This is a genomic window from Bacillus sp. Xin1 (assembly GCF_013314535.1).
GTDB lineage: Bacteria > Bacillota > Bacilli > Bacillales > Bacillaceae_G > Bacillus_A.
On record NZ_JABUAE010000002.1, the window covers coordinates 82150 to 109062 of the forward strand.

General features: G+C 38.2%; 23 protein-coding genes, 1 pseudogene and 2 other annotated features. Of the genes and pseudogenes, 16 read left to right on the forward strand and 8 right to left on the reverse strand.

The genetic code is table 11. The annotated features are described in order from the left end of the window. Positions 1-232: 232 nt before the first annotated feature. The 3 genes and pseudogenes from HRG09_RS03535 to HRG09_RS03545 all read left to right on the forward strand — a co-directional run. Positions 233-1144 carry a DMT family transporter gene (locus HRG09_RS03535; protein WP_174099383.1) on the forward strand — a complete coding sequence of 304 codons (912 nt, stop codon included), beginning with the start codon at positions 233-235 and terminating at the stop codon, positions 1142-1144. A 298-nt stretch (positions 1145-1442) separates the two neighbouring features. Next, positions 1443-2120: a hypothetical protein gene (locus tag HRG09_RS03540; protein WP_217447907.1), complete on the forward strand. Its 678-nt coding sequence runs from the start codon at positions 1443-1445 to the stop codon at positions 2118-2120. 260 nt (positions 2121-2380) lie between these two features. Further along, positions 2381-2578: pseudogene (locus HRG09_RS03545) on the forward strand (PH domain-containing protein); the annotation flags it as partial. Between the two features lie 57 nt (positions 2579-2635). On the opposite strand, the gene HRG09_RS03550 reads toward HRG09_RS03545, so the two are convergent. Next, on the reverse strand, positions 2636-3028 hold the full coding sequence (locus HRG09_RS03550) for an Ig-like domain-containing protein (RefSeq protein ID WP_174099385.1): 393 nt from the start codon (positions 3026-3028) through the stop codon (positions 2636-2638). A 179-nt stretch (positions 3029-3207) separates the two neighbouring features. Next, complete coding sequence (gene putP, locus HRG09_RS03555; RefSeq protein ID WP_174099386.1) at positions 3208-4674, reverse strand: sodium/proline symporter PutP; 1467 nt, start codon at positions 4672-4674, stop codon at positions 3208-3210. Positions 4675-4980: 306 nt separating this feature from the next. Beyond that, positions 4981-5219: a binding site (T-box leader), on the forward strand. A 49-nt stretch (positions 5220-5268) separates the two neighbouring features. Next, positions 5269-5509, forward strand: a binding site (T-box leader). 52 nt (positions 5510-5561) lie between these two features. Here putP and trpE point away from each other — a divergent pair. Genes trpE through trpA form a run of 7 tightly spaced genes read left to right on the forward strand, consistent with a single transcriptional unit; the run spans position 5562 to position 11908 of the window. Further along, the gene (trpE, locus tag HRG09_RS03560) at positions 5562-6974 is read left to right on the forward strand and encodes an anthranilate synthase component I (RefSeq protein ID WP_174099387.1); all 1413 of its coding nucleotides are present in this window, start codon (positions 5562-5564) and stop codon (positions 6972-6974) included. Next, complete coding sequence (locus HRG09_RS03565; RefSeq protein ID WP_174099388.1) at positions 6971-7558, forward strand: aminodeoxychorismate/anthranilate synthase component II; 588 nt, start codon at positions 6971-6973, stop codon at positions 7556-7558. Before trpE ends, HRG09_RS03565 begins: the two co-directional genes overlap by 4 nt. Then, a complete protein-coding gene (trpD, locus tag HRG09_RS03570; RefSeq protein ID WP_174099389.1) occupies positions 7555-8580 on the forward strand; it encodes an anthranilate phosphoribosyltransferase in 1026 nt (341 codons plus the stop codon). Before HRG09_RS03565 ends, trpD begins: the two co-directional genes overlap by 4 nt. After that, positions 8581-9342, forward strand: a complete 762-nt coding sequence (gene trpC / locus HRG09_RS03575) for an indole-3-glycerol phosphate synthase TrpC (protein WP_174099390.1) — start codon at positions 8581-8583, stop codon at positions 9340-9342. It begins immediately after the preceding gene. Further along, positions 9339-9947 carry a phosphoribosylanthranilate isomerase gene (locus HRG09_RS03580; RefSeq protein ID WP_174099391.1) on the forward strand — a complete coding sequence of 203 codons (609 nt, stop codon included), beginning with the start codon at positions 9339-9341 and terminating at the stop codon, positions 9945-9947. Before trpC ends, HRG09_RS03580 begins: the two co-directional genes overlap by 4 nt. A gap of 2 nt (positions 9948-9949) precedes the next feature. Then, a complete protein-coding gene (trpB, locus tag HRG09_RS03585) occupies positions 9950-11143 on the forward strand; it encodes a tryptophan synthase subunit beta (protein WP_174099392.1) in 1194 nt (397 codons plus the stop codon). 3 nt (positions 11144-11146) lie between these two features. Next, positions 11147-11908, forward strand: a complete 762-nt coding sequence (trpA, locus tag HRG09_RS03590; RefSeq protein WP_174099393.1) for a tryptophan synthase subunit alpha — start codon at positions 11147-11149, stop codon at positions 11906-11908. A gap of 233 nt (positions 11909-12141) precedes the next feature. Here trpA and HRG09_RS03595 read toward each other — a convergent pair whose 3' ends face one another. Then, positions 12142-12702 (reverse strand): DUF4240 domain-containing protein, encoded by a 561-nt coding sequence (locus tag HRG09_RS03595; protein WP_174099394.1) that lies wholly within the window; start codon positions 12700-12702, stop codon positions 12142-12144. Between the two features lie 161 nt (positions 12703-12863). Between HRG09_RS03595 and HRG09_RS03600 the strand changes: the two genes are divergently transcribed. Together HRG09_RS03600 and HRG09_RS03605 are read left to right on the forward strand one after the other, a co-directional pair. Then, positions 12864-14360 (forward strand): L-lactate permease, encoded by a 1497-nt coding sequence (locus tag HRG09_RS03600; RefSeq protein ID WP_174099395.1) that lies wholly within the window; start codon positions 12864-12866, stop codon positions 14358-14360. An 88-nt stretch (positions 14361-14448) separates the two neighbouring features. After that, positions 14449-15132, forward strand: a complete 684-nt coding sequence (locus tag HRG09_RS03605; protein WP_174099396.1) for a DUF2278 family protein — start codon at positions 14449-14451, stop codon at positions 15130-15132. Positions 15133-15146: 14 nt separating this feature from the next. On the opposite strand, the gene HRG09_RS03610 is transcribed toward HRG09_RS03605, so the two are convergent. Then, positions 15147-15980 (reverse strand): hypothetical protein, encoded by an 834-nt coding sequence (locus HRG09_RS03610; RefSeq protein WP_174099397.1) that lies wholly within the window; start codon positions 15978-15980, stop codon positions 15147-15149. 336 nt (positions 15981-16316) lie between these two features. Here HRG09_RS03610 and HRG09_RS03615 point away from each other — a divergent pair, with 336 nt between their 5' ends. Further along, positions 16317-17105, forward strand: a complete 789-nt coding sequence (locus HRG09_RS03615; RefSeq protein WP_174099398.1) for a zinc-ribbon domain-containing protein — start codon at positions 16317-16319, stop codon at positions 17103-17105. 16 nt (positions 17106-17121) lie between these two features. Then, a complete protein-coding gene (locus HRG09_RS03620; protein WP_174099399.1) occupies positions 17122-18381 on the forward strand; it encodes a TcaA 3rd/4th domain-containing protein in 1260 nt (419 codons plus the stop codon). 71 nt (positions 18382-18452) lie between these two features. On the opposite strand, the gene HRG09_RS03625 is transcribed toward HRG09_RS03620, so the two are convergent. Beyond that, a complete protein-coding gene (locus tag HRG09_RS03625; RefSeq protein WP_174099400.1) occupies positions 18453-18881 on the reverse strand; it encodes a hypothetical protein in 429 nt (142 codons plus the stop codon). Positions 18882-19301: 420 nt separating this feature from the next. Here HRG09_RS03625 and HRG09_RS03630 point away from each other — a divergent pair, with 420 nt between their 5' ends. Together HRG09_RS03630 and HRG09_RS03635 are read left to right on the forward strand one after the other, a co-directional pair. Next, positions 19302-20636 (forward strand): FAD-dependent oxidoreductase, encoded by a 1335-nt coding sequence (locus HRG09_RS03630; RefSeq protein WP_174099401.1) that lies wholly within the window; start codon positions 19302-19304, stop codon positions 20634-20636. Between the two features lie 303 nt (positions 20637-20939). Beyond that, positions 20940-21350 carry a DUF3908 family protein gene (locus HRG09_RS03635; RefSeq protein WP_174099402.1) on the forward strand — a complete coding sequence of 137 codons (411 nt, stop codon included), beginning with the start codon at positions 20940-20942 and terminating at the stop codon, positions 21348-21350. 42 nt (positions 21351-21392) lie between these two features. Here HRG09_RS03635 and HRG09_RS03640 read toward each other — a convergent pair whose 3' ends face one another. Genes HRG09_RS03640 through HRG09_RS03650 form a run of 3 tightly spaced genes read right to left on the reverse strand, consistent with a single transcriptional unit; the run spans position 21393 to position 26839 of the window. Next, positions 21393-22961 carry a SagB family peptide dehydrogenase gene (locus tag HRG09_RS03640; protein WP_174099403.1) on the reverse strand — a complete coding sequence of 523 codons (1569 nt, stop codon included), beginning with the start codon at positions 22959-22961 and terminating at the stop codon, positions 21393-21395. A 24-nt stretch (positions 22962-22985) separates the two neighbouring features. Next, the gene (locus HRG09_RS03645) at positions 22986-24935 is read right to left on the reverse strand and encodes a TOMM precursor leader peptide-binding protein (RefSeq protein WP_174099404.1); all 1950 of its coding nucleotides are present in this window, start codon (positions 24933-24935) and stop codon (positions 22986-22988) included. Then, on the reverse strand, positions 24935-26839 hold the full coding sequence (locus tag HRG09_RS03650; protein ID WP_174099405.1) for a putative thiazole-containing bacteriocin maturation protein: 1905 nt from the start codon (positions 26837-26839) through the stop codon (positions 24935-24937). The genes HRG09_RS03645 and HRG09_RS03650 overlap by 1 nt, the downstream gene beginning before the upstream one ends. Positions 26840-26913: the final 74 nt, after the last annotated feature.

Genomic DNA, 26913 nt, shown 5'->3' on the forward strand with positions numbered 1-26913 from the left:
CGATTGGTGATAGAAGGTTGATTTATATAAAAATAAATTGAAAACCTTTCTTTTTAAGTGAGAGAGAGGATTCGCTGATGGGTAGAAGCGGGTTCCACGTGCTAAATGAAAACAAAGCGAGAAAGAAAGTGCAGGTTCCCTTTTTCATAGCAACGATTTATATGTTGAAAGATTAAATTAGGTTTATATATAATGAAGTGGGGATTTTTACAGGGAGAGGGGTAAAACAACTTTGAAACAAGAAAAATCAATTGCACTACCGTTAGCAGTTTCCATTATAGCCATTTCATTTGCAGCTGTTTTCGTAAAGATGTCCTCAGCGCCATCTTCAATTTTAAGTATGTATCGGTTATGGATTATTGTAATCTTTATGCTTCCGATTGTTTGGAAAAAGCGTGAAGAGTTTCGCAGAATTGAAGGGCGAGATTGGCTGTTTTTGATAGGATCAGGGTTCTTTTTAGCACTGCATTTCCTTTTATGGTTTGCATCTTTAAAGTTTACAACTGTTGCAAGTTCAACCATTATTTTAGCGCTTCAGCCAATTGTATCATTAGTTGGAGGTTTTTTTCTGTTTAAGGAAAGAACCACTTATTCAGCGATTGCCACAATGGGGATTGCTATCCTTGGTGTAATGTGCATTGGATGGGGCGATTTAGGGTTAAGCAGAGAAGCGATATTTGGAGATATTTTATCCTTTTTAAGTGTCATTGTGGTTGTTGGTTATTTATTCATTGGGCAAACAACAGTAAAAAAAGTTTCACACTGGATTTATAGCTTTACCGTGTTTGCATTTGCGGGAATATTTATCGCTATTTATAACGTAATCATGAGTGTACCATTTACAGGATATTCTACATGGGACTGGTGGGTTTTCCTGTTGCTTGCGATTGTACCAACTGCTTCACATATGATTAATAACTGGCTATTAAATTATGTGAATGCGACAACGATTTCAATGAGTATTTTAGGAGAGCCTGTTGGAGCATCGATACTTGCGTTTTTCTTATTAGGTGAGAAATTGAATGGTATGCAAGTTATCGGTAGCGTTCTCGTATTATGTGGTGTGTTTATTTTCTTGCTGCAGCAGCAAAAAAGTGTGCAGAAAGAACGAGTGCAAAGTGCAGCATTTACGCAAGAGTTGTAGTGTTTTTATAGATTATTAGTAGGCTGTTAGGAGGAATCCTGGCAGCTTTTTTCTGTATAAATTGAAAAACTGATATGAATACAGCATCCATTTTATTAATTATGTTGGACAAGTTTGGACAAGCGTACAAGTTATTTATATCATTTTTTCATAATATAAATATGAAATATTATTAGGAAAGGGGAATGAATAATTGCCAACGTTTAGTAATGTCACGGTAACACAAAATTTAACAGTTAATGGAAATACTCAATTAGGTAATTCATCGTCAGACACAGTTAATGTAGCAGGAAGTGAAATGGTACAAGGGAATTTAACAGTTAATGGAAATACTCAATTAGGTAATTCATCATCAGACACAGTTAATGTAGCAGGAAGTGAAACGGTACAAGGGAATTTAACAGTCAATGGAAATACTCAATTAGGTAATTCATCGTTAGACACAGTTAATGTAGCAGGAAGTGAAACAGTACAAGGGAATTTAACGGTGAATGGGAATACACAGTTAGGCAATGCGTTGACAGATACTGTAACAGTAGCTGGAAATGCAACCATACAAGGTGATTTAACGGTCAATGGAAATTTAAATGCGGAAATAGTAATTGATACCTTAACAACCAGTGGTGATTTAACTGTGGGTGGTGCATTACGAGTGAATAGAGGTTTTGAAACAATCTCGAATACCCTTTTCTTAGGGACTAATAATGTATTCAATCGCTATGTTTATGTTGGTCAGCATTTAGAGGTAGTTCCAGAAAGTGACGTAATCGGTAGTGGAAGTCTCCGAGCAGGCACTTTGGATTTAGCTGGGTATTTAGGTGGACAGGTAGTGCCTACTGCGGCTTTAACTGTCGGACATGGCCATATCGAGATGAGGGGTGCTGGTCACGGGATAATACTAACAGCACCAAATAATACCCGTTGGCTATTAACGGTTGATAATAGTGGGAATCTTACAACAACACCTGCTAGTTGAAAATTGTAGTAGTAATGAGGTCATTTGTAGTACAAAAAGGATAGATAAGGCAAATATTTTTGCTTTATCTATCCTTCTCTTTTGCCACATAAGCTGTGTTGACCTATTCAATAAAAAATCAAGATTGTGAAGGACTGTACTTAAACGAACGGGTGCTTGTGCGGCCGAGCTTGGGTCGTGTCATATAACGGGTGGGATTCCCGTCGAGTAAGAACTAGCCATTCGCTCGTAGCGAGTCTTGGAGGGCTAATGATAACTCAATCAAAGATATAAGAAAAATTTCAAAAATAAAAAATCCACTAGCAGCTCCTGCACTGTCCTTTGATAGGCTTGAAATACTATATGGTTCTCAATTTGAAACAGAACTTATTTCTCTGCGCGATACGAAGCAATTCGTCTCTCTTACAAAAAGCACCCATCCACAAATTGAAGTAGCAAATGACATTATACATGAATGAGAAGAGTGGTCTCAAAGAGCCACTCTTCTTTTTATCTTTATAATAAAACAAAGGTTTTTACTTCGGATTTGTTATAAAAGGCTGAACATGAACAATACATAAATCCCTGAATTTCCCTTCGGCAGTAGTGACGATGACGACAGCCCGTCCGGCGTTCTTTCCAGTTATGATTGCTTTGTTTTGATCTGTACGAATTGTTATGACGTTAGGGTTCATATTTGTCCAAATGAGTTCTTGATTTGTTGCTTGAATTGGGAGAACAGAGGCTGATAATTCAGCGCTTTGCCCTACTTTTATTTTTAATTTGTCTTTTTGTATATGCACACCAATTACAGATACAACAGAAGGAGCGAGTGAAATGTGAGGTGAATTTGATTGTATGTTTGGACAAGAAGCATTTGTAATAAGTGATAGTTTTTTTGAGTTTTGGTGTTGTAGTGATGCCATCATTTTAAAGTCTCCTTTCTGTATAAGTGTTCATACTAATACTATAGCGAAGTAGTGTTATGATAAATTTAACGAAACATAAAGAAATTGTTAATTTCAAAGAGAAAATTGTAGAAAGGTACATAAAAAGAAAGGAACCCCCGCTTTTATGATGAAAGCGAAGGTTCCTTATTTTAAAAATATTATGCAGTTTTCTCAAACTCCTTGAACTGCTTTTCAACTTCTTTTGAAGGTTTTGTTAGTAAACTTACGATAATAATGGCTAGTAAGCTTATCGCAAATCCTGGAATCATTTCATATAGGAAATCTTTTAAAAACTTAAATTGTGTCCACGTAATAACAGTTACAGCCCCAGCAACCATTCCAGCTAGCGCGCCCCATTTTGTCATACGTTTCCAGTATAAGCTTAGTAAAATGACAGGGCCGAATGAAGAACCGAAGCCAGCCCAAGCGTAGCCAACAAGTGCTAGGATTGTGTCATTTTGTTTAAATGCTAATCCGCAACCAATAAGTGCGATAACAAGAACGGCCATACGACCAACAAATACAAGCTCACGATCAGATGCAGAACGTTTAAAGAATGTTCTATATATGTCCTCTGTTACTGCACTTGAAGTAACAAGAAGCTGAGAAGAGATTGTACTCATAATAGCCGCTAAAATAGCTGCTAATAAAAATCCAGTAATTAATGGGTGGAATAAAATGTTACCTAGTTCAACGAAAATTGTTTCTGGGTCAGAGAGCTTTAATCCCGCTTTTGAATAGTAAGCGATACCGATAAGACCAGTAAACATAGCTCCTACTACAGAGAAAATCATCCAGCCCATACCAATTCGACGTGCGCTTTTAATTTCTTTTACAGATGAGATAGCCATAAAGCGTACGATAATATGAGGTTGTCCAGCATAACCAAGACCCCATGCAAATAATGAAATAATACCTAATACGGATGTACCTTTAAAAATATCTAATAGTGCTGGGTCAATAGATTTAATTGTATCAAATGCTGGACCAAGGCCGTTTACATTCATAATTGTTACGACCGGAACAAGGATAAGAGCAACTACCATGATGATACCTTGAACGAAGTCTGTCCAACTTACAGCTAAGAAGCCGCCGAATAATGTGTAAGCTACAACAACGCCTCCAACAATAAGTAATCCAACATGATAATTTAGTCCAAATGAATTTTCGAATAGTACAGCACCTGAAACGAATCCTGAAGCTACATAAAATGTGAAAAAGATCATAATAACAAGTCCAGAAACGAGACGTAGCATATGAGAAGCATCATGGAAACGATGCTCTAAAAATTCTGGAATAGTAATAGAGTTGTTTGCAATTTCTGAGTAGGTACGTAAGCGAGGAGCGACATAGATCCAGTTTGCGTATGCGCCAAGTGTTAGGCCAATCGCAATCCAGCTACTACTTAATCCAACGCTAAACATTGCACCGGGTAATCCCATTAACAGCCAGCCGCTCATATCGGCTGCTCCAGCACTTAATGCTGTTACTGCGGGGCCTAGTGTACGCCCGCCAAGCATATAATCGGTTAAGTTGGATGTTTGTTTATAGGCGAAATAGCCAATGACTAACATCCCGAGCATGTAAATAGAGATCGAAGTTAAAATTAACATCTGCGTACTCATGTAGTTCCCCTTCCTTTTGTAATGTCTTTTGATGAACTTTGCATATTTATAATCTATCATGATTATTTCAGAAAATCCATATACAAATACGAATTTTCTGAAATGTAAGCGTTTTTTGACATCGTTTTATTTTTAGAATATATAATTTTCTGACAAAAAACCTACATTTTAATAGAGTATTTATTATATTTACATAAAAATAGGTTGTTTTGTCAATATAATATTGAATGAAGAAAAAAATAAAATTTTTTAAAAAGTATTGACTTATGAAAAAAGTAAGGACTATAATGAGTGCAACTTAAAAAAATGCAAGCGTTGATGAAGAAGAGTACATATTCTGAACATGTCAGAGAGCTGATGGTTGGTGCGAATCAGTATGGGATTAATATGGAATGGCCTTCGGAGCTTCCAGACCGAACCGAAAGAAGTAGGCTTTGGCGACATGATCTCATCGATACAAGAGACACGTATTATATTTTGATACGTTAAAGTGCGTTACTTTTGTAACGAATTAAGGTGGCACCACGGGAGTACCCGTCCTTTCTATAGGATGAGTACTCCCTTTTTGTGTATAAAAATAAATCAACTAAATAAATTAAATCGTTTAAGTAAGAAGAGTACGTATATTGGAGACGTTCCAGAGAGCTGGGGATAGGTGGGAGCCCGGTGCGGTGCCATATGCGGAATGGGCTTACGAGAGGTATGCTGAACCGAAAGAAGTAGGCAGCCCGGGTTCCGCCGTTACAAGGATAAGGTATATATTTGTACCTGAATAAAGCGGGATGCTTCTTGCATCCAAACGAGGTGGTACCACGGTAAATTTATCGTCCTCTACATATTTCGATATGTAGGGGACTTTTTTTATTTTAAATAGTGAGGTGGCAGTCATGATAACGAAAGAACAATTTAACATGCAACAAGGGAAAACATTTTTGGTCATTGATGAAGAAGAAGGAGATAGTGTGACGCCGATTGCTTTATATCGCCAAATGAAAGGTGAGAAAAAATTCTTACTTGAAAGCTCGCAGCTTCATCAAGATAAAGGACGTTATTCTTATTTAGGATGTAATCCATACGGAGAAGTCAAAAGTAGTGGCGCAGCTGCAAGGATTACGATAAATGGTAGAACAGAGCAGGTAGAAGAAAATGTATTACAAGTATTGAAACAAGTCATTGCTCCAACGAATGTCGAAAGTCCATTTCCGTTTTGCGGAGGAGCAGTTGGATATATTGGTTATGATGTCATTCGGCAATATGAAGATATTGGAGAAGAGCTATTTGATCCGGTTGATATTCCAGAAGTTCATGTATTATTGTACCGAGAATTTATTGTATACGATCATTTACGCCAAAAATTATCATTTGTATATGTATACAGAGAAGATGATACAGACTCCTTTGAAGAAGTGCATGAGAGACTGCAAGTATATAAACGAGATATCTTAAAGGCAGCGAAAGAACAAATATCAGAAGTACAGCCTTCTCTATCCTTTACTTCTTCTATAACAGAAGAAAAGTTTTGCGAAATGGTAGAGAAAGCAAAAAAGTATATTCGAAATGGTGATATTTTTCAAGTTGTATTATCTCAGCGATTGCAAAGTGAATTTATAGGTGATTCATTTGCTTTATACCGTAAACTTCGCATTGCGAATCCATCGCCATACATGTTTTATATTGATTTCCAAAACTATGTTGTACTTGGTTCTTCACCAGAAAGCTTACTTTCTGTACGAGATGATAAGGTGATGACAAATCCGATTGCAGGAACAAGACCACGCGGAAAAACAAAAGCGGAAGATGAAGAAATCGCGAAGGAGCTCTTAGCCAATGAGAAAGAACGTGCCGAACATATGATGCTTGTAGATTTAGGGCGAAATGATATCGGCCGGGTGAGTGAAGTCAGTTCAGTTAAGTTAGATAAGTATATGAAAGTCGAAAAGTATTCACATGTGATGCATATTGTATCCGAAGTTTCCGGAACATTGCGAAAACAGATGGATTGTTTTGACGCATTAGCGTATTGTTTGCCGGCTGGTACTGTATCTGGAGCACCGAAAATTAGGGCGATGGAAATTATAAATAGATTAGAAACGGAAAAAAGAAATGTATATGCCGGAGCAGTTGGATATATAGCTTTTTCTGGAAACCTTGATATGGCGCTTGCGATTCGCACAATGGTTGTCAAAGACGAGAAAGCATATGTGCAGGCAGGAGCTGGTATCGTCTATGATTCAGATCCAATTGCCGAGTATGAGGAGACGTTAAATAAAGCGAGAGCGCTACTGGAGGTAATGAAATGATTGTACTCATCGATAACTATGATTCGTTCACTTATAACTTGTATCAATTGTTAGGGGCATATGAAGAAGAGATTGTTGTACTGCGAAATGATAAAGTGACGATTCAAGAACTGGAAGGAATGAAACCAAAAGCAATTATTCTTTCACCGGGACCCGGAAAACCAGAAGATGCAGGAATTTGCATCCAGGTGATTCAGCATTTTTATAAACAAATTCCGATTCTTGGCATTTGTCTTGGACATCAAGCGATCATTTCAGCGTTTGGCGGTGAAATTGTAAGAGCAGAGAATATAAAACATGGGAAAACATCACGTGTAAAACATAATGGCACATCGATATTTTCCTATGTCACGCAACCGTTAACTGCGATGCGCTATCATTCACTCGTAGCGGCGAAGCAGACGATTCCAAAGTGTTTTGATGTATTAGCAACAGCGATGGATGATGGGGAAATCATGGCAGTTCGTCATAACTACTATCCACTATTTGGATTACAGTTTCATCCAGAGTCCATTGCGACGGAAGAGGGCGGAAAATTAATACGTGCATTTTTAGCCAATGTGAAAGAGGGGGAGCGAGTATGAACAGTTATCTTCGGAAATTAGTAGACGGACAGAATTTAACAGAACAGGAAATGTATGAAGCAGGTCTTGCACTCTTAAGTGAAGATATATTAGAAAGTGAAATTGCTGCATTCTTAGCATTGTTAAAGGCAAAGGGTGAAACAGCGGATGAAATATACGGCCTCGTTCGTGCACTTCGGGAAAAGGCATTACCATTTGCGAGTCATATAAAAGGAGCGATGGATAATTGCGGAACTGGCGGAGACGGTGCCCAAACATTTAATATTAGTACAACATCTGCTTTCGTACTTGCTGGAGCTGGTGTGAAGGTAGCGAAACATGGAAATCGCGCTGTTTCTAGTAAAACGGGGAGTGCGGATCTATTAGAAGAACTTGGGGTCAATATTGCATGCACGCCAAGAGAAATTGACTATTTATTAGAAAAAGTAGGCATAGCTTTTCTATTTGCGCCAGCAATGCATCCAGCACTTAAGCGCATTATGAAAATAAGAAAAGAGCTAAATGTACCGACCATTTTTAATCTTATTGGTCCGCTTACAAATCCGATTGATTTAGAAACGCAGTTTGTTGGCATATACAAACGAGATATGCTAATGCCAGTAGCTGAAGTATTGCAAAAGCTTGGTCGAAAACAAGCGCTTGTTGTAAATGGAAGTGGATTTTTAGATGAAGCCTCTCTCCAAGGAGAAAATCATGTAGTGATTTTAAAAGATAACAAGATTATAGAAGAGAGCATTACTCCAGAAACGTATGGATTTTCTCGGGTAAGCAATAAAGAAATCCGAGGCGGAAATGCAAAAGAAAATGCGCATATTACAATGCAAATACTAGAGGGGAAAAAGAGTGTATACCGTGATACGGTTTTACTCAATGCAGGTCTTGCCCTTTTTGCGAATGGAAAAGTAGAGACGATTGAAGAAGGCATCGGGTTAGCAGCTCATAGCATTGATTCAGGAAAAGCCCTGGCGAAACTAAATTTATTAATTGCAGCTAGTAATCAAAGATTAGAGAGGGTGAACTAAATGGGAACCATTTTAGACAAGATCGTTAAGCAGAAGAAAAAAGAAGTAGAAGAGTTATACAAAACATATACACCAGTGAAAGAAAAAAGACAGGTTTACTCACTTGTGGAAGCACTGAAACAATTTACAGTTATTGCAGAAGTGAAAAGAGCGTCGCCATCTAAAGGTAATATTAATTTACAGGTAGATGTCCCGAAACAAGTAAAAATGTATGAAGAGTTTGGTGCAGGAGCTGTTTCAGTTTTAACGGATGAACAATTTTTCAAAGGATCGATTCACGATTTAGAAACAGCGAGAGTGCATAGTAATATTCCGCTTCTATGTAAAGATTTTATCATCGATACGATTCAAATTGATCGGGCGTATGAAGCGGGAGCGGATCTCATTTTACTTATTGTCGCTGCGCTACCAGAAGAAAAACTACGAGAGTTATATGCATACGTGCAAAAAGTAGGACTAGAGGCAATTGTAGAAGTCCACAACGAGGCCGAATTAGAGGTGGCACTAGAACTAAACCCTCATGTGATTGGGATAAACAATAGGAATTTAAAAACATTTGAAGTGGATCTCAGCACAACTGAAAAGCTAGGGGAACGATTAAATAAGGAAAATAGACTTTGGATTAGTGAAAGTGGAATTCATACGAAAGAAGATATCATGCGTGTCAAGCAGGCTGGTGCAAAAGGTATTCTTGTTGGGGAAGCACTGATGACAGCACCTTCTGTCGGAGACTTTTTTCAATCACTGAAGGTGACAACATGAAGGTAAAGATTTGCGGCATTACTGATCTCGAGACAGCAAAACTTGCTTGTGAATATGGCGCAGATGCCATTGGATTTGTATTTGCGAAAAGCAAAAGGGAAATTACACCTGAAAAGGCAAAACAGATTATTGGTGAGCTTCCAGCTGACGTAATGAAAGTGGGCGTGTTTGTAAATGAATCGGTAGAAGTCATCCGGAAAATCGTAAATGATTGTGGTTTAACGCATGTGCAACTACATGGGGATGAAGGGAATCATCATGTTAGAAGATTGAATATTCCGTCTATAAAGGCGGTTGGTGTGAGTTCGAGTGAAGATATAGAACAATCAACAGGCTATGAAGCAGATTTTCTCTTATTTGATAGTCCGAAAGAAAAGTTTCATGGTGGAAATGGTAAAACATTTTCATGGCAGTTACTAGAGCATATGCCAAATGAAATTCGAAAAAAGTGCATGTTAGCTGGTGGATTACGCATTGAAAACATTAAAGAAGCAATTGAAATTGTTAAGCCGTATATGGTGGACGTCAGCAGCGGAGTAGAAACAGATGGAAAGAAAGATAGTGAGAAAATAAAACAATTTATTAGAAAAGCGAAGGAGTGTTAAACATGCAATATGCATATCCAGATGAAAAAGGTCACTACGGTATATACGGAGGACGCTATGTTCCAGAAACACTGATGCAGTCCGTTTTAGAATTAGAAGAAGCATATAAAGAAGCGATGCAAGATGAAGCATTTCAACAAGAATTAGAGCATTATTTACAAACGTATGTCGGAAGAGAAACACCGCTTTATTTTGCGGAGAATTTAACAAAGTATTGCGGCGGTGCAAAGATTTATTTAAAACGTGAAGATTTAAATCATACAGGTGCTCATAAAATTAACAATACAATTGGGCAAGCGCTTCTTGCAGTGCGAATGGGTAAGAAAAAGGTTGTAGCTGAAACAGGAGCTGGACAGCACGGAGTAGCAACCGCGACAGTGTGTGCCTTACTCGGTTTAGAGTGCGTCATTTTTATGGGAGAAGAAGATGTGAAACGTCAAAAGTTAAACGTCTTCAGAATGGAATTATTAGGAGCGAAAGTGGAAAGTGTTGCAGCAGGTAGTGGGACGTTAAAAGATGCAGTAAACGAAGCGCTTCGCTACTGGGTTGCACATGTGCACGATACGCACTATGTAATGGGATCTGTTCTTGGACCGCATCCATTCCCGCAAATTGTACGTGATTTTCAAAGTGTAATTGGGAAAGAAACGAAAAGGCAATATGAAGCATTAGAAGGAAAATTACCAGAAGCTGTTGTTGCTTGTATTGGCGGTGGAAGTAACGCAATGGGAATGTTTTATCCGTTTGTACACGATGAAGAAGTTGCTCTTTACGGAGTCGAAGCAGCAGGAAAAGGGGTTCATACAGAGAAACATGCAGCAACCTTAACAAAGGGAAGCGTTGGTGTCCTTCATGGTTCGATGATGTATCTCCTTCAAAATGAAGAAGGACAAATTCAGGAAGCACATTCTATTTCTGCAGGTCTAGATTATCCAGGAGTTGGGCCAGAACATAGTCTGCTAAAAGATATTGGCCGTGTTTCTTATCACTCGATTACAGATGATGAAGCGCTGGCTGCATTCCAGTTACTAACGAAAAAAGAAGGAATTATTCCGGCATTAGAAAGCTCGCATGCAGTGGCATATGCATTAAAACTTGCCCCTACAATGAAGCAAGATGAAGGGCTTGTCATTTGTTTATCAGGCCGCGGTGATAAAGATGTTGAAAGTATAAAACGTTATATGGAAGAGGTGTAGAAAATGGGAGTAGAAAGAATTACAGCAGCGTTTCAAAATGGTAAAAAAGCATTCATCCCGTATGTAATGGGGGGAGATGGTGGTTTACAAAAGTTACAAGAGCAAATTCGTTTTCTAGATGAAGCAGGAGCGAGCATTGTTGAAATTGGTATCCCTTTTTCTGATCCAGTTGCAGATGGGCCGACAATTCAAAGGGCGGGAAAACGAGCATTAGATAATGGAACAACGCTCGGAGGGATCTTTCAAGCATTAGCGGAAGTAAGACAAGAAGCACAAATTCCATTTGTACTTATGACATACTTGAATCCGATTTTAGCATTTGGAAAAGAACGTTTTATAGGAAGCTGTTTGGAAGCTGGCGTAGATGGAATTATCGTTCCTGATCTGCCATACGAAGAGCAAAATATTATTGCACCCCTCCTTCGTGATGCGAATATCGCACTCATTCCACTTGTTACGGTAACGAGTCCGGTTGAACGGATTGAAAAAATTACGAGGGAATCACAAGGCTTCGTCTATGCGGTAACAGTTGCAGGTGTCACAGGCGCAAGACAGGACTTTAAACAAGAGATTCATAGCTATTTGGAAAAGGTAAAAGCACATGTGCATCTCCCAGTAGTTGCTGGATTTGGGATTTCAACGACTGAGCATATAGAAGAGATGATTACTGTGTGTGATGGGGTTGTTGTAGGGAGTAAAGTAATTGAGTTGTTAGAAGCAGAAAAGAAAGAAGAGATTTGTGAGTTGATTGCTGCGGTGAAATAAGAATTGGTGGGGGTCTTACTGCCCGTAAAAGCCCGATTGGTTCAACTAATAATCAGTGGGGGATGAAGAAAACCCCCACTGATTAAAGTTTCACTTTATCAGCGATTCTTCAAATATATCGACAGTTTCTTCGATTATATCGGCGAAAATATATCGGCGATTCGACAAAGGATATCGACCAAACGACAAATGACGACAAAAAGAGACTCCCTGTAAAGGAGCCTCTTTTATTATTAACCTAATGGGTTTTCACCAAATCGTTTCCAAAGTTTTGGAAAACGTTTTGCTAATCCTTCTTCATCATCTTCATCCCAATCGAATTCAATGTCAGGCATAGATGAATCGTGTCCCTTTTCATCTAATAAAGAGTCAAATTTATCCCAAATATCGTCGTCCCATTCTATATCTCCCGTTTCTTTTAAAGAAAAAGCTTCAAGGGCTACGCTTAACATTTCTTCAAACTCTGGAATAATTTCTTCCTCTTCATAAAAAGAAGGAATTAAGTTTGCTAGATTATCAGGATTTTGCATGGCTGATTCAAACACTTCTTGTCCGCATGCAATGAGCCAGCCTCTGAAGTAATCAAAGGAATCATCAGAGCATCCACCTAGAATAATATACGCAGCTGCCCATAGAGAGGATGTATAAGATTCTTTGAAAGCAGTCTGAAAGTGGATTTCATAGTCTGCAATTTCACTTGTAGATCGCGAAGCTAATTGTTCAATTAGCCAATCGCTCGTTTCGTCTTTTTCCATCATTTCTGAAATGAGTTGCCAAAATTGTTCTTTATTCATTGTTAGCGCTCCTTTTAAAACGGTATTTGTTTGTAGTGTAACATTTTTTCAATCCTTCACTTGATAAAGAATGGTAAAAAACTGTTGTGAAATGAATTGAATATTTCGACATCTGTTATATAATAGTTACAATTGTATCTTATAAGAAATGAGATGATGGTATGGCTGTACTGTTAGCCCTTATTCCAATCATGATGATTTTTATTTGTTTATTTATTTTTAAGCAAACATCGCTGAAAGCATCGCTAATTTCCTATGCAGTATGCGGTGGAATCGTTTTACTCACGCCCATGTTTCGACTGCAAATCGGGGAGGTCATGCATGCAACTATTAAGGGCTGGTTAATTTGTTTTATTGTTGGCTATGTTTTGTTTTTTGGTATTTTTTTATTTCACCTCATGAACAAAATGGGGTATATCGATCAAGTGGCACGTTTTATCGAACAAGTTACTCATGATCGATTATTACAAATGCTCTTAATGTGTTTTGGAATTTGTCCACTTATTGAATCAGTGAGCGGATTTGGGATTGGTTTTATGGTGGCAGCTCCTATTTTTCTCTCGCTCGGTTATAAACCGTTTCAAGCGGTGTTACTCTCTTTTATCGGTTTATTGGCGAGTTCTTGGGGAGCGATGGCAACGGGAACGATTATTGGATCGCAGCTTATTAACATGCCATTAGTAAACTTAGGAACTAGTACAGCATTACTCAGTATTCCTTTTTTTGCATACTTTATTTTCCTTTCTTTGTATGTAGTTGGAGGTTGGCAAGCAATTAAGCAAAAGTGGAAGGAAGGAATGGGCTTTTTTCTTTTGTTTTCTATATCAATCTATCTTTCTAACGCATACGTAAGTGTTGAGTTAGCAGGGATTTTAAGTTCCATTGTAACAATTACATTTGGTTTTCTTATCATTAAAATGAAAGCGAAGCAAGGGAAGGAGGTTTTATCGGAGCATGCTGCAACGACGCAGCGAGAAGTTTCTATCGTGAAAATTATAAGCCCTTATTTATTTTTAACAGTTTGTATTTTGCTTTCTCGTCTCATTCCATCGCTACATAATATGCTCGGGTCTTATGCTGTTCTTGATTTACCGGCGTACTCTTACAAACTAGCATTACTATATTCACCTGGATTTTGGCTTGGGGTTACATGTTTATTTACCATCATTTTTTTCCGTATTCCTTCTATTATTATAAAACAATCTTTATCGCAAACGATTAAACAATGGATACCGTTTGCGATTACAACGACAATGTTCATTGCCATTTCAGAATTAATGGGCGCTGCTGGTATGCACACATTATTAGCGGAAGCAGCAGGAAATACATTTGGAACGTTATTTGTCTTTGTTGCCCCGTTCATCGGTGCAATTGGTGGTTTTTTAACGGGAAGTAACGCAGGATCAAATGCGATGTTTATTAAACTACAAATGCAAACCGCGCAGAATGTAGGGCTTCCGTGGCAATATGTGACGACTCTGCAAAATACAGCATCATCTGTAGCGACAATTGCTTGTCCATCACGAATTACACTTGGGGCTTACTTATGTAATATCCCGTTTCGTGAGAATGAACTACTAAAGAAGACAACGCTTATGATTTTCGGAGCGGTGTTGATTGTAGTGGTGGAAGTTGCCGGATGGTATGTATTGCAATGAAATCCTCTGTTTAAGGAGGATTTTTGTTTGTAAGTGGATAATGTATAAAAGAACAAGTGTTTCTATTTTATGAAGAGGAGATGATCCCATGCCCTTAAAAAACTACGGAGTCCTAAAAGGTATAGCATTGCAATCTATGATTGGAAAAGGGAAAACACCTCATTATCAAGTTCATTTGCAAGATGAATCAGGAGTAGACTATCGCATTGCAATTAATGTAAAATCACAAAGTTATCCATCCGAGGTATTATATTTTGCAAGTGAAAATATAAAATCAGAAGCGATTACGATTTTACCGACATTACCTTTTGGTTTTACTGAAATTAAAGACAATAAGCCAGAGATTGCACTAGATTATGTAAGAGGAAATCTATTTGATTCCAAGCAGATGATTCCTTTGCCACCAGAAAAGTCGGGAGCTAATAATGATTTAAATGAAAAAATCGAACATTATATAAAACGAGCAATAGAGGAAAAGGCAATTATTTATGCATTTGGAGAACGGTGGGGTCCAGAACATAATACACCTGACCGATATTTTCATTTTAAACCTGGTAACGGCATCCATGATATTCATATGAACCAAGGAAATGTGGAGGAGTGGGAGAATGATGATGGCGTGTGGCAAGATGGTGGCATATTCATCCACTTTGAGAAAGAGGAAAAGTGGATTGGAATTTTCCTTGCATTTCAATCGCAGTCTTGGTGTACGGATGAAGAGGGGCATGCTCGTATTCCTGTGGAGCAGTGTAATTATAAAGGGGGAAATTAAGCAAAACAGCTAGTTCATCTCGAACTAGCTGTTTTAATTTTGTAGAAAATATAGCTTATGAGTGTAGAGATACAAGAAAAGAGTATCGCTATGCTTGAAAAAGCAAGTACATCCATATTATATTTCACTACATTCCCTATCAACTGATTACTATCATAATGAAACAACGCTGCTATCGTATTGAATAGGAATAAGACGATAAATATAGTAATCACACCATCTAATGAACCTTCTATATCCGGTTTACTCAAGGCGATATGTGCAGAGATACAAATCGCGATGAAAAGAAACAGCCAAAAGGAAGGTGTAGAAAGGTTACTAATCGTAAAAAGACTTTTTAATAAGAGAAATGAGGATACAAAAATATTTTGCAGCATATCGATGTTGATAGAAGTAACTTGCGTATTTGTTTCAAGAGCACGTATAAAGACCGAATAAGATTGTGGTACGAAATAATACATCAAAAGGATTAATGCGGCCATTCCTGAAAAAATAGGAGCAATTCCGATGAAGAAATTTCCTATCCGTTGATAGATACTTCTTTGATTATATTGGTGCCTTACATAACCTAAATAACCGTTACTTGTATCGGTTGGAAAGAGCTGCATTGCTACGATTTGATGTCTGAATAGGACGCACATAACAGCATGTCCAAGTTCATGGATAGGGACACCGATCCATGCGGATAAAAGGAAGCCTTTCTTGCCAAAAGCTCTCGTCCAATATGTTCGTGTAAGAGATTCTAAATAACCTAATAGAAAACCAACCAAAATGATGATACCGATTAAAGAGAATAGTTGCACGAAACTAGTAATAAAGATTTGAAAAAGTGAGTGTACAAGTTCCATAGTTTTTGTCCAATCTATTATTTTTATCCCGCATTAACGGGCAGTAATACTCCCACCTCAAAATTCGGCAGGAGCAAAGAAGTTAGGTGGGAGATAAACTGCCCGTAAAAGCCCGATTGGTTCAACTAATAATCAGTGGGGGTGGAGAAACCCCCCACTGATTAAAGTTTCACTTTATGGTGTATAAGCTTTTTCATATTGTATATAGATAGAAAGGTTTTTGTCAAAATGTTACTAGAAAGAAGGGCGAGATTCTTGTAGTCATGTTTCCTCTCCTCGTACATATATTGAATTTGTAGCAGCTTAGAAGATACATGCTAAGGGGGAGATGATAAGATGACGTGTCCAAAATGTAACACCGAGCATACAAGCGAAGCGAAATTTTGTGGGAATTGCGGGCATGCACTAACAGAACAAGCCGCGGGACATCGTGAACAGCAAGCAGAACAGCAGTTGATTAGGTCAGCACCTACGCAGGCAGCAGGATCAAATGAAAAGGTAGAGCAAGCAAAGCAATTTGCGAGTGGCTATTTCCAGTTTTTTAAGAATGCATTGAAAGCTCCGTCAGCAATTATGAAAAGTGGACATATTGAGGTAAGGAATGGGATTGTAAGTCTTGTTCTTATTTGTTTTTTATTTGCTTGTCTGTTTTATCGAATGATGAGTCAGGCTACATCGGTTGCGACGAGATTCGCACCTGAAGTACCTGCACCTTCATTTTTTGGAGAATCTGTTAAAGTCTTTCTCTTTTTATTAATTTTGGTTCTTTTTGCTGGGTTTATTGTTTTTGTAAGTGGAAAGTTGATGAAATCATCTTTTTCTTTTTTGGAAACATTAGGTGTTTGGGGAACAGTATCGACACCAGTTGTCGCTGTGCTTGTTATCGCACTTTTATTTAGCTTTTTAACAATTTTTTTAGCAGCTTTCTTTTTAGGGATTGCTATATCGTGGATGGGCGTATGTATGATTGTTTCAATCGTAAAGTTAGACCGAGGTGGATTAGATCCAGTGTATACACTAATTGTTGCGAATATTTTGGTTTCAATTGCCATCTGGATTATCCTTTGGTCTTATATCCAAACAATCATTAATACCTTAACGGGAAGTTTCTCAGGCTTCTATTAAAAAGGTGGCTGAACGGATGAGCGTGTGTACAAAATGCGGTTCGCAATTAATGGATGGCGTGCAATTTTGTCAAAGCTGTGGAATGAGAAGAGCTGAATATGAACGGAGAGGAAACGAAGAGGTATCCCATGTACGAAGGAAGAGGAGCACAGGGAAAAAAATATGGATTGGGGTTATCATTCTTCTTATTCTCAGCTTAGGCGGGGCGTACATGTATGGGGCAAAGTATTATTCTGCAGAAGCGCAAATTGATAGAATGATTACGATCTTACAAGAAAGAGATGCAGAGAAATTCATTGATATTGTGACGACAGATGATCCGCAATTTGTAGTCGATAAAGAGAGTGTAGCACCATTGTTTTCTTATATAAAAGAATTCCCTGCCTATGTGAATGATTTAAAAGCTTCTATCCAACAACAAAGGAAGAAGCAAAGTGATGTAGAAAAAGTAGACTTTGTATTAACGAAGGATGGAAAATACTTATTTCTATTTGATCGATATAAATTGAAAGCAAAAACGTATTACGCATCGCTTCTTACAAATGAAAAAGATGCGTTGTTAAAAATAAATGGAAAAGAGTTAGATAAGACGACTGATAAAATGTTTGAAAAGCAATATGGGCCATTTTTTCCAGGGGTTCAAACGTTTCAATCAGAGTTTAAAAATGATTATGTGAAGCTAAAGCGTGAAGAAAAGGTCGTACTTATGAAGCAAAATCAAAATAATGTAACGGTTGATCTTTCGTTAAAAGGCCATTACATCACGATTCAAACAAATGTAGCAGGGGCGACATTATATGCCAATCAGAAACCAATTACGACGCTCACAGGGGAAGAATTTAAGTGGGGACCGGTAGCTACGGATGGGAGCGTCTCGATTTATTTAGAAAAAGAGGGCGCAAGCGGAAAAGAGAGAACAAAGGTGGAACCTATATCAACAAACCAATACTATACATTATCGTTTCAAAAAAAATCTGAAGAACAACCGAAATCTTCTTATTCACCACCAGTAACAACGAAGTATGTGTATAACGGATTTTTCTTTCCTGATAGTCATATTCGGAAGTTAACAAGTGCAGAGTTAAATTTCTTAACAAAAGAACAATTACGGATTGCGAGAAATGAAATATACGCTCGGCATGGGCATATTTTTCAAACGAAAGATATGCAGGCCTACTTTTTAAGTCAGTCCTGGTATCGGGAAAATCCGTATTATACAGGAGAGTTGAATGATGTCGAGATGTATAATGTTGAGCTTATAAAGTCAAAGGAATAGGTAGAAGAATTCACTTTTTATGTTGTAAAAATAAAAGGTACATCATCAATGATGGTGATGTACCTTTTTTATTATTTTTGTAGTGGTATAAGGGCAGCTTTAGCTGGTTCGCGTGAAAAAAAGATATGAAAGAGAAAGTTGACCCTACTCGATTTTCCAGTTGTACTAGCTTGGACATCGGATAAAGCACTGGAAGAAAGTATGGCTTCTGAATTCGGTGGAACTGTAATCTCGAGTCTACTGTTTAATTTTTCTGATACGACAACTTTTACTGCATCGTAAGAGAGGTTGATAATTTTAAGAATACCAAGTGGATAGACCGCCTCATCAGGCTGAGAGGTAGATGCAAATAGGGTGGATTTCCAAATTTCTTGAAAAAAGGTATCGCTATCAACTGCCCAAGCCTCTGCATCGTAGATTGTTGCATGAATACTGAATTCTTGTTCAAGTGGTTGAGCAATTTTGGATTCAGCAGGAGTAGAAATAAAATTACTACACATTGAGTCTGTTCACCTACTTTCCATTGTGACTGTTATAGCATATTAATAATCAGATTTATAAGACACGACGTTTTACCTATAATGTTCAAAGGATGTTTAAGGTATAAAACCATCCTTTTGAGTAGGCGAGAGTATCCGGCCATGCATAGAAATGGTCAGATCCTTTTTTATGCCCATGCTATATGAAACCAGAAGAAACAAATGAGTGTAAGGTTCTTTTTGTTTTCGAAGGCGAGATTGGCATGTTGGAAAACAAAAATGGATATATATGAAATGGTGTACGTTGTTATGTTTGGACGGAAGGGGATTCATTTGTAAACAAAAGGAAGAAGATATTATACTTTGTATATGATATTTATAGAGTATTTATGGTGAATTTGGAAAATGTAAACGATAGAGAGTGTACAAAGGAGTGGTTTGGTGAACTATGTAATTATTGGCGGGGATGCAGCTGGTATGAGCGCAGCAATGCAAATTGTGAGAAATGAAAAAGAAGCAAAGGTTGTTACACTAGAAAAAGGTGAAATATATTCATATGCACAGTGCGGACTTCCATATGTGATTAGCGGCGTGATCCCTTCTACTGAAAAATTAATTGCCAGAGATGTGAAGACATTTCGTGATAAGTATGGAATTGATGCGAAAACAAATCATGAAGTAACGAAAATTGATATTGAAAATAAAACTGTACATGGTATACATACAAAGACAAAGGAGTCATTTCAATATACATATGACCGCTTGTTAATTGCGACAGGAGTTAGGCCTGTTATGCCAGATTGGGAAGGTAAGGATTTGAAAGGGATTCATCTTCTAAAAACAATTCCAGATGCCCATAAAATATTGGAGACACTGCAGGAACAAAATGTTGAGCAAGTAACAATTATTGGCGGCGGGGCAATTGGTCTTGAAATGGCTGAAACATTTGTGGAGCTTGGGAAGCGTGTACGAATGATTGAAAGAAATAATCATATCGGCACGATTTATGATGCGGATATGGCCGCACATATACATGAAGAAGCGGCGAAACATCATATTGAAATTTTAACAAATGAAAATGTAAAAGCTTTTAAAGGAAATGAAAAAGTCGAATGGATTGAAACAGATAAAGGGACGTATAAAACGGATCTTGTCTTAGTCTCAGTTGGCGTGCAACCAAATACGGAATTTTTGAATGGAACTGGAATTCGTACGAACAACAAAGGGGCGATAGAAGTAAATGCTTATATGCAAACAAATGTCGAGGATGTTTATGCGGCAGGAGATTGTGCAACGCATTATCATGTTGTAAAGGAAATGCAAGACCATATCCCGCTCGGTACAACTGCGAATAAGCAGGGACGTCTTGCTGGACTAAATATGATTGATAAACGAAGAGCTTTTAAAGGAACTCTCGGTACAGGGATTATTAAATTTATGGGATTCACATTAGCGAGAACAGGTTTAAATGAAAAAGAAGCGAGTGGATTAAAGCTCCCTTATAAAACAGTAAAGGTAGATTCAACAAGTATGGCTGGTTATTATCCAAGTGCTACACCACTTTATGTGAAATTGTTGTATCGAGCTGATACAAAACAATTACTTGGTGGACAAGTAATCGGAGAAGAAGGCGTAGATAAACGAATTGATGTCATTGCGATGGCCTTATTCCATAAAATGAGTATCCATGATTTAGAGGATGTCGATTTAAGCTATGCTCCGCCATACAACAGTGTTTGGGATCCGATTCAACAAGCAGCGAGGCGAGCAGAATAGCGCTTCTTATAGGGGTGCTATTTTTTATACTGAAAAATTTATCCCGCATTAACGGGCAGTAATACTCCCACCTCAAAATTCGGCGGGAGCACAGAAGTTAGGTGGGAGATAAACTGCCCGTAAAAGCCCGATTGGTGAGGGCTAATAATCAGTGGGGGATGAAGAAAACCCCCACTGATTAAAGTTTCACTTTATGATATAATATTCACTCTTGAAAAATAGATGCCGCAAATATCGGAATACAAATCTTATTATAATGTAAATACATATGAGCAAGTAATGAATGATGCTGGAGGATAAGAAATGGCAATAAATATGAGAACAGTAGAAGAGTGGATTGAAGAATCAAATGCAAGACATGAAGAGGACTTTGGAGAGATTGTCCAAGAAGTAAAGGAATTATGCGTTGCGATTGATAACGCTACTTTAATTTACCCGAAACATGTATTTTGTTTTGGAAAGAAAGCTGAAGTGTTCTTCTTTTTCCAAGATCATGTTGTCATTGGTCAGGCGCAAGAAGAATATATTCAAGTTGAAAAGTTAAAGTATGAGAACATTACAGACATAAGCCTAAAAACAAATGATAAAAATACAACATTAGAGTTGAAATTCTCTAATGGAAATTTTATTATGCTAGATAGTTTAAATGATAATTGCGGAGCAAAGAATTGGCTATTTGCAAGGCAGATTAAGAGTATATTTAAATTGATTTAGTAGAAAAGATCCGCCCTTTGCTAGACGCAGAGGGCGGATCTTTTAGCTATGCAAATATCCTTTAAGCCAAGTGCGAGGTCGATAGAAACCAATCGGAATTTGAATGAGGGACGTTTTTTGCGTCGTATCAATTTCATACAGTTTGTCACATGAGTTTGCATCAAAACCTAAGAGTGGATGTCCTCCCATATCCATAGCTGAGGCTGCTAAGATGAGCTTTTGTACGAGTATGCCAGCTTCCATTTGTTGAATCCGGTATCCTCTATAACCTAAATCGTTTTTTAAATAATCTTTATTTCCTATTACGTGTAAACAGAGTGGCACTTGAAAGAGGTTTACATTATCCATTGTCATACCAGATTGTAAAGGTTGGCGCAAATCCCCGGGGCTAATTTCTTCTAATGTATGAGCACTACTGTCATAGGAATATGCCCCATTTGGCAAACCTTCTACGTTATAAAAGCATCCGCAGAGTGAGACGCGTGCTTTCGAATTGATATGTGTTCCGTCTAAATCATTTTGATAAGGAAAGGAAAGGCTTGCTTCTTGAAGTAAGGTAGCGAGCTGCGTTTCATTTATTTTTTGTAAGACAAAGTCTAGATCTGGTGAATAGCGTTTTTGACAAACGGATACAAAATCGTACGATAATCGCTGCACCTTAGGGAGCGTTAAAGTTTGTTTGTGATGTGAAGCAGTTGCGTCTTCTCCTACAGTTTGAAATTGTTCTGTTGATTCTAGCATGGAAGCTCTGTTCATTTTTGTTATCATCGGATACTCTATAACATTTTGTGAGCGAATAAAGTAATCATGCTGCAGAAGAGGGAGCTCTTGAGATAGTTCATGAGATGAGATGTTTTTTTCGAATGTATCCCCCTGGTAAAACCATTCTGCTGTAGGTTTACTAGATAACGGAATCACCGCGTATACACTTTCTTCTTGCTCAGATAATCCGAGTAAGTGATTTATGGCTCGATCAAGAAATTGAAAATATACACCAGACGTATAGCCGAATTGTTTCGTGACTTCTAGTAATTGACCGATGAGTACGCCGGCATCTAGACCTTGGAGCCGATAAGAAAAATTATTATATTTAAAGAAATTTTTCCAAAACATAGTTGATACGAAAGTGATGCCGAAACAAGCGGATAGATCACAGCGATTCCCGAGTGCCTGCGTCAAATAAGAGTCAAAATTTCCTTCCCGAAGCAAGACCAAACGATGATGTGCTACGTCGTAATGGTAGATGCCATAGGGGATCGTTTCTATCCTTAAATATATATACAATTCATTTGGATACAAAGCTCCTCCTGAAGGAACAAACCTTCGATATATATTCCTTGTTTTCTCTTGATCGAAATGGAAAGGGGATTGGCAAATTTGAGTCAAGCCGAATGTATACCAAAGAAAATGTCCTATTTTTTCTAGATCGGGTTCGGTAGGCATATTTTGATTTCGTAATGTTAATGGCACATCAAGAGAAAGAGGGACGATAGGTAAACCACGATATAGTTTATAAGGAAGCGGTGCATCTTCCCAGTTAACATTCTCATTTGCGGGCATAATTTCATCGATAGAAAAATGTAAATTGTGTAGAAATGCCTCTAATTCCATGAAATTTCCTCCTTACAAAGCGAATTACGGAAATGGATGGGGGTGCGGATTTAGTTCTTCAAACGCTAGCGGATTAGCTGTATAACCAAGTTCCATCGGTACGTTTAGTGCTCTTTGCAGTCCTGATGTGCGAGTAAGATGGTGACCAAATGTCATTGGTAGCATGCCAGGGATGAAGACTTTTACACAATGTAAGCCGTTTTTTCGGATAGCGGGAGCTGTTTGATCAACAACGACTACTTCAAGTCCTAAGGGAGCAAATCGATCTAGAAGGTGCTTGAGGTCTACAGTTAAGTCGGCATCACTAGATGGAAGGTGATTCATTTGGTCAAATGTTTGTAGAGGCTGGTTATTGTTTAATAGAAATTGAAGTCGTTCTTCTGCTTCTGGTAAACCGTATAACATACTATGATCTTCCATTTGTGTTACAAGATATGGATCATGTAAAAATTGTTCATATTTTTTCCGGTTTTCTTCAAATTTTTCATCCATTATAAGGAGCATACCAGCTAGCTCATGTATGGCATTTTTTACAGCTCGCACTGGTTCCATATGAGCTCCGCCAGCACAGATGAGGTTCATTCCAGTCTGTTTTGTATTTTTAGCAATTGCCCAGATACTTGGAATTCCATGTTCCATCGTTGCATCAAAAACATGTAAATCATAGCCTGTAACTGTGCGCATTCGTTCAATCATTAATTGTAATTCTGTATCATGAGCAGAAGCTAAATCAAGACGAGAGAGTGGCAATTGTGCATACCAAGTTAGTAAAAAGGCATCGCGTTCTACTATTTCTAAAATCCCATGAAAAATCGCTTCTTCTAAGCTTCCTCCAATGGCGCAGCCGTTAGAAGTTTCATAGACAAATCCGTCTTTGTGCCCTAAGCTGTAATATGCAACGGATTCTGGTATTAACACTGGGCGATTTTGTAATAAAGAATAGCCCCATACCCAATTTTGCGGATCATCAGGATGAAATGGCTTAAACGGGAAATTAGGCTGTTTATAATGTTCACTTGTATGTAGACCAAGTGTAACAGGATTGATTGCTTTGTCTTCTAAATCGTGATAACTCCCATGAATTTTTGTCCGTTTCCCGCGAGGAGCAATTCCGCAATATCGCTCCAATCCTTCTAAAATCGCTGTCGACTCGCTAATTATATAGGAATGTGTTCGGCCGGCAACTCCTTCGTTTCCCATAAGTAAGGGCATATTTACAATGACATCAGCGAATGGTAAACGGGAATTTTGCATTTTTCCGTTTAAAAGTCCGGTTCGATAGTCTAAATAATCTTTCGTTAAAAAAGTATTTAAATCATCTACGGAACGACAACGATAGCTGTCATTGCTCGTTTTGAAGCAAGGTTGTAGTAATAAATGAGCAGCTGATTCAGTATCATCAGGTAATGAGCTACACACTGGGCATAGAGGATCGGGGAGAAATGAATGACGTGAGCATTGAAATGTTTGCATGTTAAATAAAAGTAGCTCTTCTTGTAAAGTTGGATGATGCTTTGTCAATATTTTCTCCGTTTCTGCATGAATGAGGTGACTCATTTGTAAAATTCCGTTTTGTGTTGCATATATATCCCGCTCTACACTATCATTGCGTTCCGTTAAAAGTTTTCGCTGCAGTTCCCACATTTCTTTTCGATCATAACCAGCTACGAGCCGCCTAGCATCAGCGCAATGGGAGCATCCAGGTTGATCGGGCTTAATGTAAGGACCGATGATACCCTCACCAAATGAAATAAAGCTCCTAACCCAAGGGATGTTAGCGGATCGAAATATTTCTTCCGCTTTATGGTGAATAGAAGGAGAGTAACCATCGTGTAATACGAGAGCAAGGTGAATATTTTCAGGGAGCGTTTCTTCAAGAGTGTTTTGGCGAATAACAGAATAGTAAGTGGATAATTGTTGCTCTACATAATCTGCGAGTAGGCCGTTTCCTACAAGTAATATGTTCGTATCCATCAGTTTTCCTCCTCTTTTATGAGCACGCCAACGACACTACCCAAACCTTCTTGTAAAAAAGGTTCGATGGCTAAATCAAAGACGACGGGATAAAGGTTATTTTCTTTTAAATTTAGTAGGGCGGATTGTAAGGTTTCTAATTGAGGGAGCACTTCTTCGCTTTGTATTTCAACTCTAAATGTGTCTGTATCTTGCACGAAAATAGATGAATCCGATAATACATAGGAGTTAGGAGGGAGCTGTTGATTTTGCGCGTGCAGTAGTGCCTGCTGTAATGAGTTTCTTAGCGCTAATGTTACATTTAAATCGGTACCACCATACCACTGATTGTGCATGCGGGTCCAAACAACAGGGAATCCTAACACTTCTTCACCAATTCCAATTTGAGGTGTTTCGTACATTGTTGAGAGTGCATTGAAATAAAACTGGCAGTGTGTGTCATTGATTTCGGTTAACTGTAGAGGAAAAACGTTTTCTGTTTGGGTAAATTGTCGTTTGTGCAAGGTAGTTGTTAAGTAATTTTGTAATCCGCGATACACCCCTTCTAGCATTGTTTCCCCAGCTCCAATTCCCATGCAGTCGTCTTGCTCAACCATTTGTGATACATATGTTTCGATTCCGGTTAATCCTGCTTCTCGTCGTGCTTCGTCATGAGTTAACCCCCCGCAAATGATATCAGGTAGGAGCTCAGCTGGTCCGTTTGATAATGGATTGGCAACTTGAATACGGCATTGGGATAAAGGTAATTGTGTTAAATCTTGTTCTTCCCATATGTGAAAGATTCCAGATTTATTTGAAGTTAACTGGTCGAAAAAGTGAAATAGCTCATTCGAACGATTTTGATTAGAGTGTTGACCGAGTACATCATCAAGATTCTGGATGATGTCTCTATGCGAGCCTTCAGTCGTGATAAGTGGATGTTGAATGAAAGAATGCCATTCGCCTTCTAGTGTTTCGGAATCTAGTAAAAAGAATTGGTTCGTTTGTTCTCGTTTCGTAACCCCTGTAACGTTTTTGAACAACTCAAAAACAAGGATGTTTGCTAACATAGCCCCGGTGATTGACGAGAAAGGCTCTAACGGCCCATCTTTTTGCAGAGCTGGCTCATGGATACGTCGCCAAGCTGATTCCCAGCATACGTTAGAATCTGAAGTAACTACAGGGCCCGCTAATCCTACTTGTTGTAAATAAAGAGCTGGAAGAAAGTTTTTCTTTTCTTCTCTACAAATCTCATGAAGCATTTTTAACTTTTCAATATTACCACTTTCAGATACATATAGAATCCAATCAAATGATTGGAAAACCTCTCGTAAGGGCCAATCTACCGTTGTATCTATTTTTTGAACAAGTACATTTTGATCGGCAGTATAGGCCTTTTGTACAAGTTCAACAAGTCGCGCATCATCTGTTGCTTCGGGATCCGTAACGAGGCAATGGAACTCTGGTAAGCCAGATTCAAGCAAGGAAGAAACTAATGAAGTAAAGAAAGATCCAGATCCAATCGCTAAGACTTTAGCTTGTCGATACATTTGAAATTGTAGGCTACTAGATTGCGAAAAGTTCTCTAAAAATTCGATTTGTGATGCATATCTCTCAAGTAATGTCTTCTCTAATTGATGGGGAGCATCTTCGCTTACATCCCGAACAAAACCATTTTGGTGCAAAATCTCGCCAATTTCAAATACCCTATTTTGATAAGGAAGGGAGAGTCCATTTGTTAATTCTTCTAACGTGTGTTCTCCGTTAAACATAGGCATCAATTTTTCAATCCATTGGTAAATATCACTCCCTTGCATCCGGAATGAACTGGAGTTGTTTCTAAAATAAACACCCCCGTCTGGGTTGGGAATGAAAAATGTATCTTTGTTCATCTTTAGCTTTGTAGAAGCCTGCAGATTACTCATTTTATTCCTCCTTATCAGTCAGTTCGTTTTAAGCGCACATTATCAGTGTATGTACTTTGATTTGTCCCTTATGA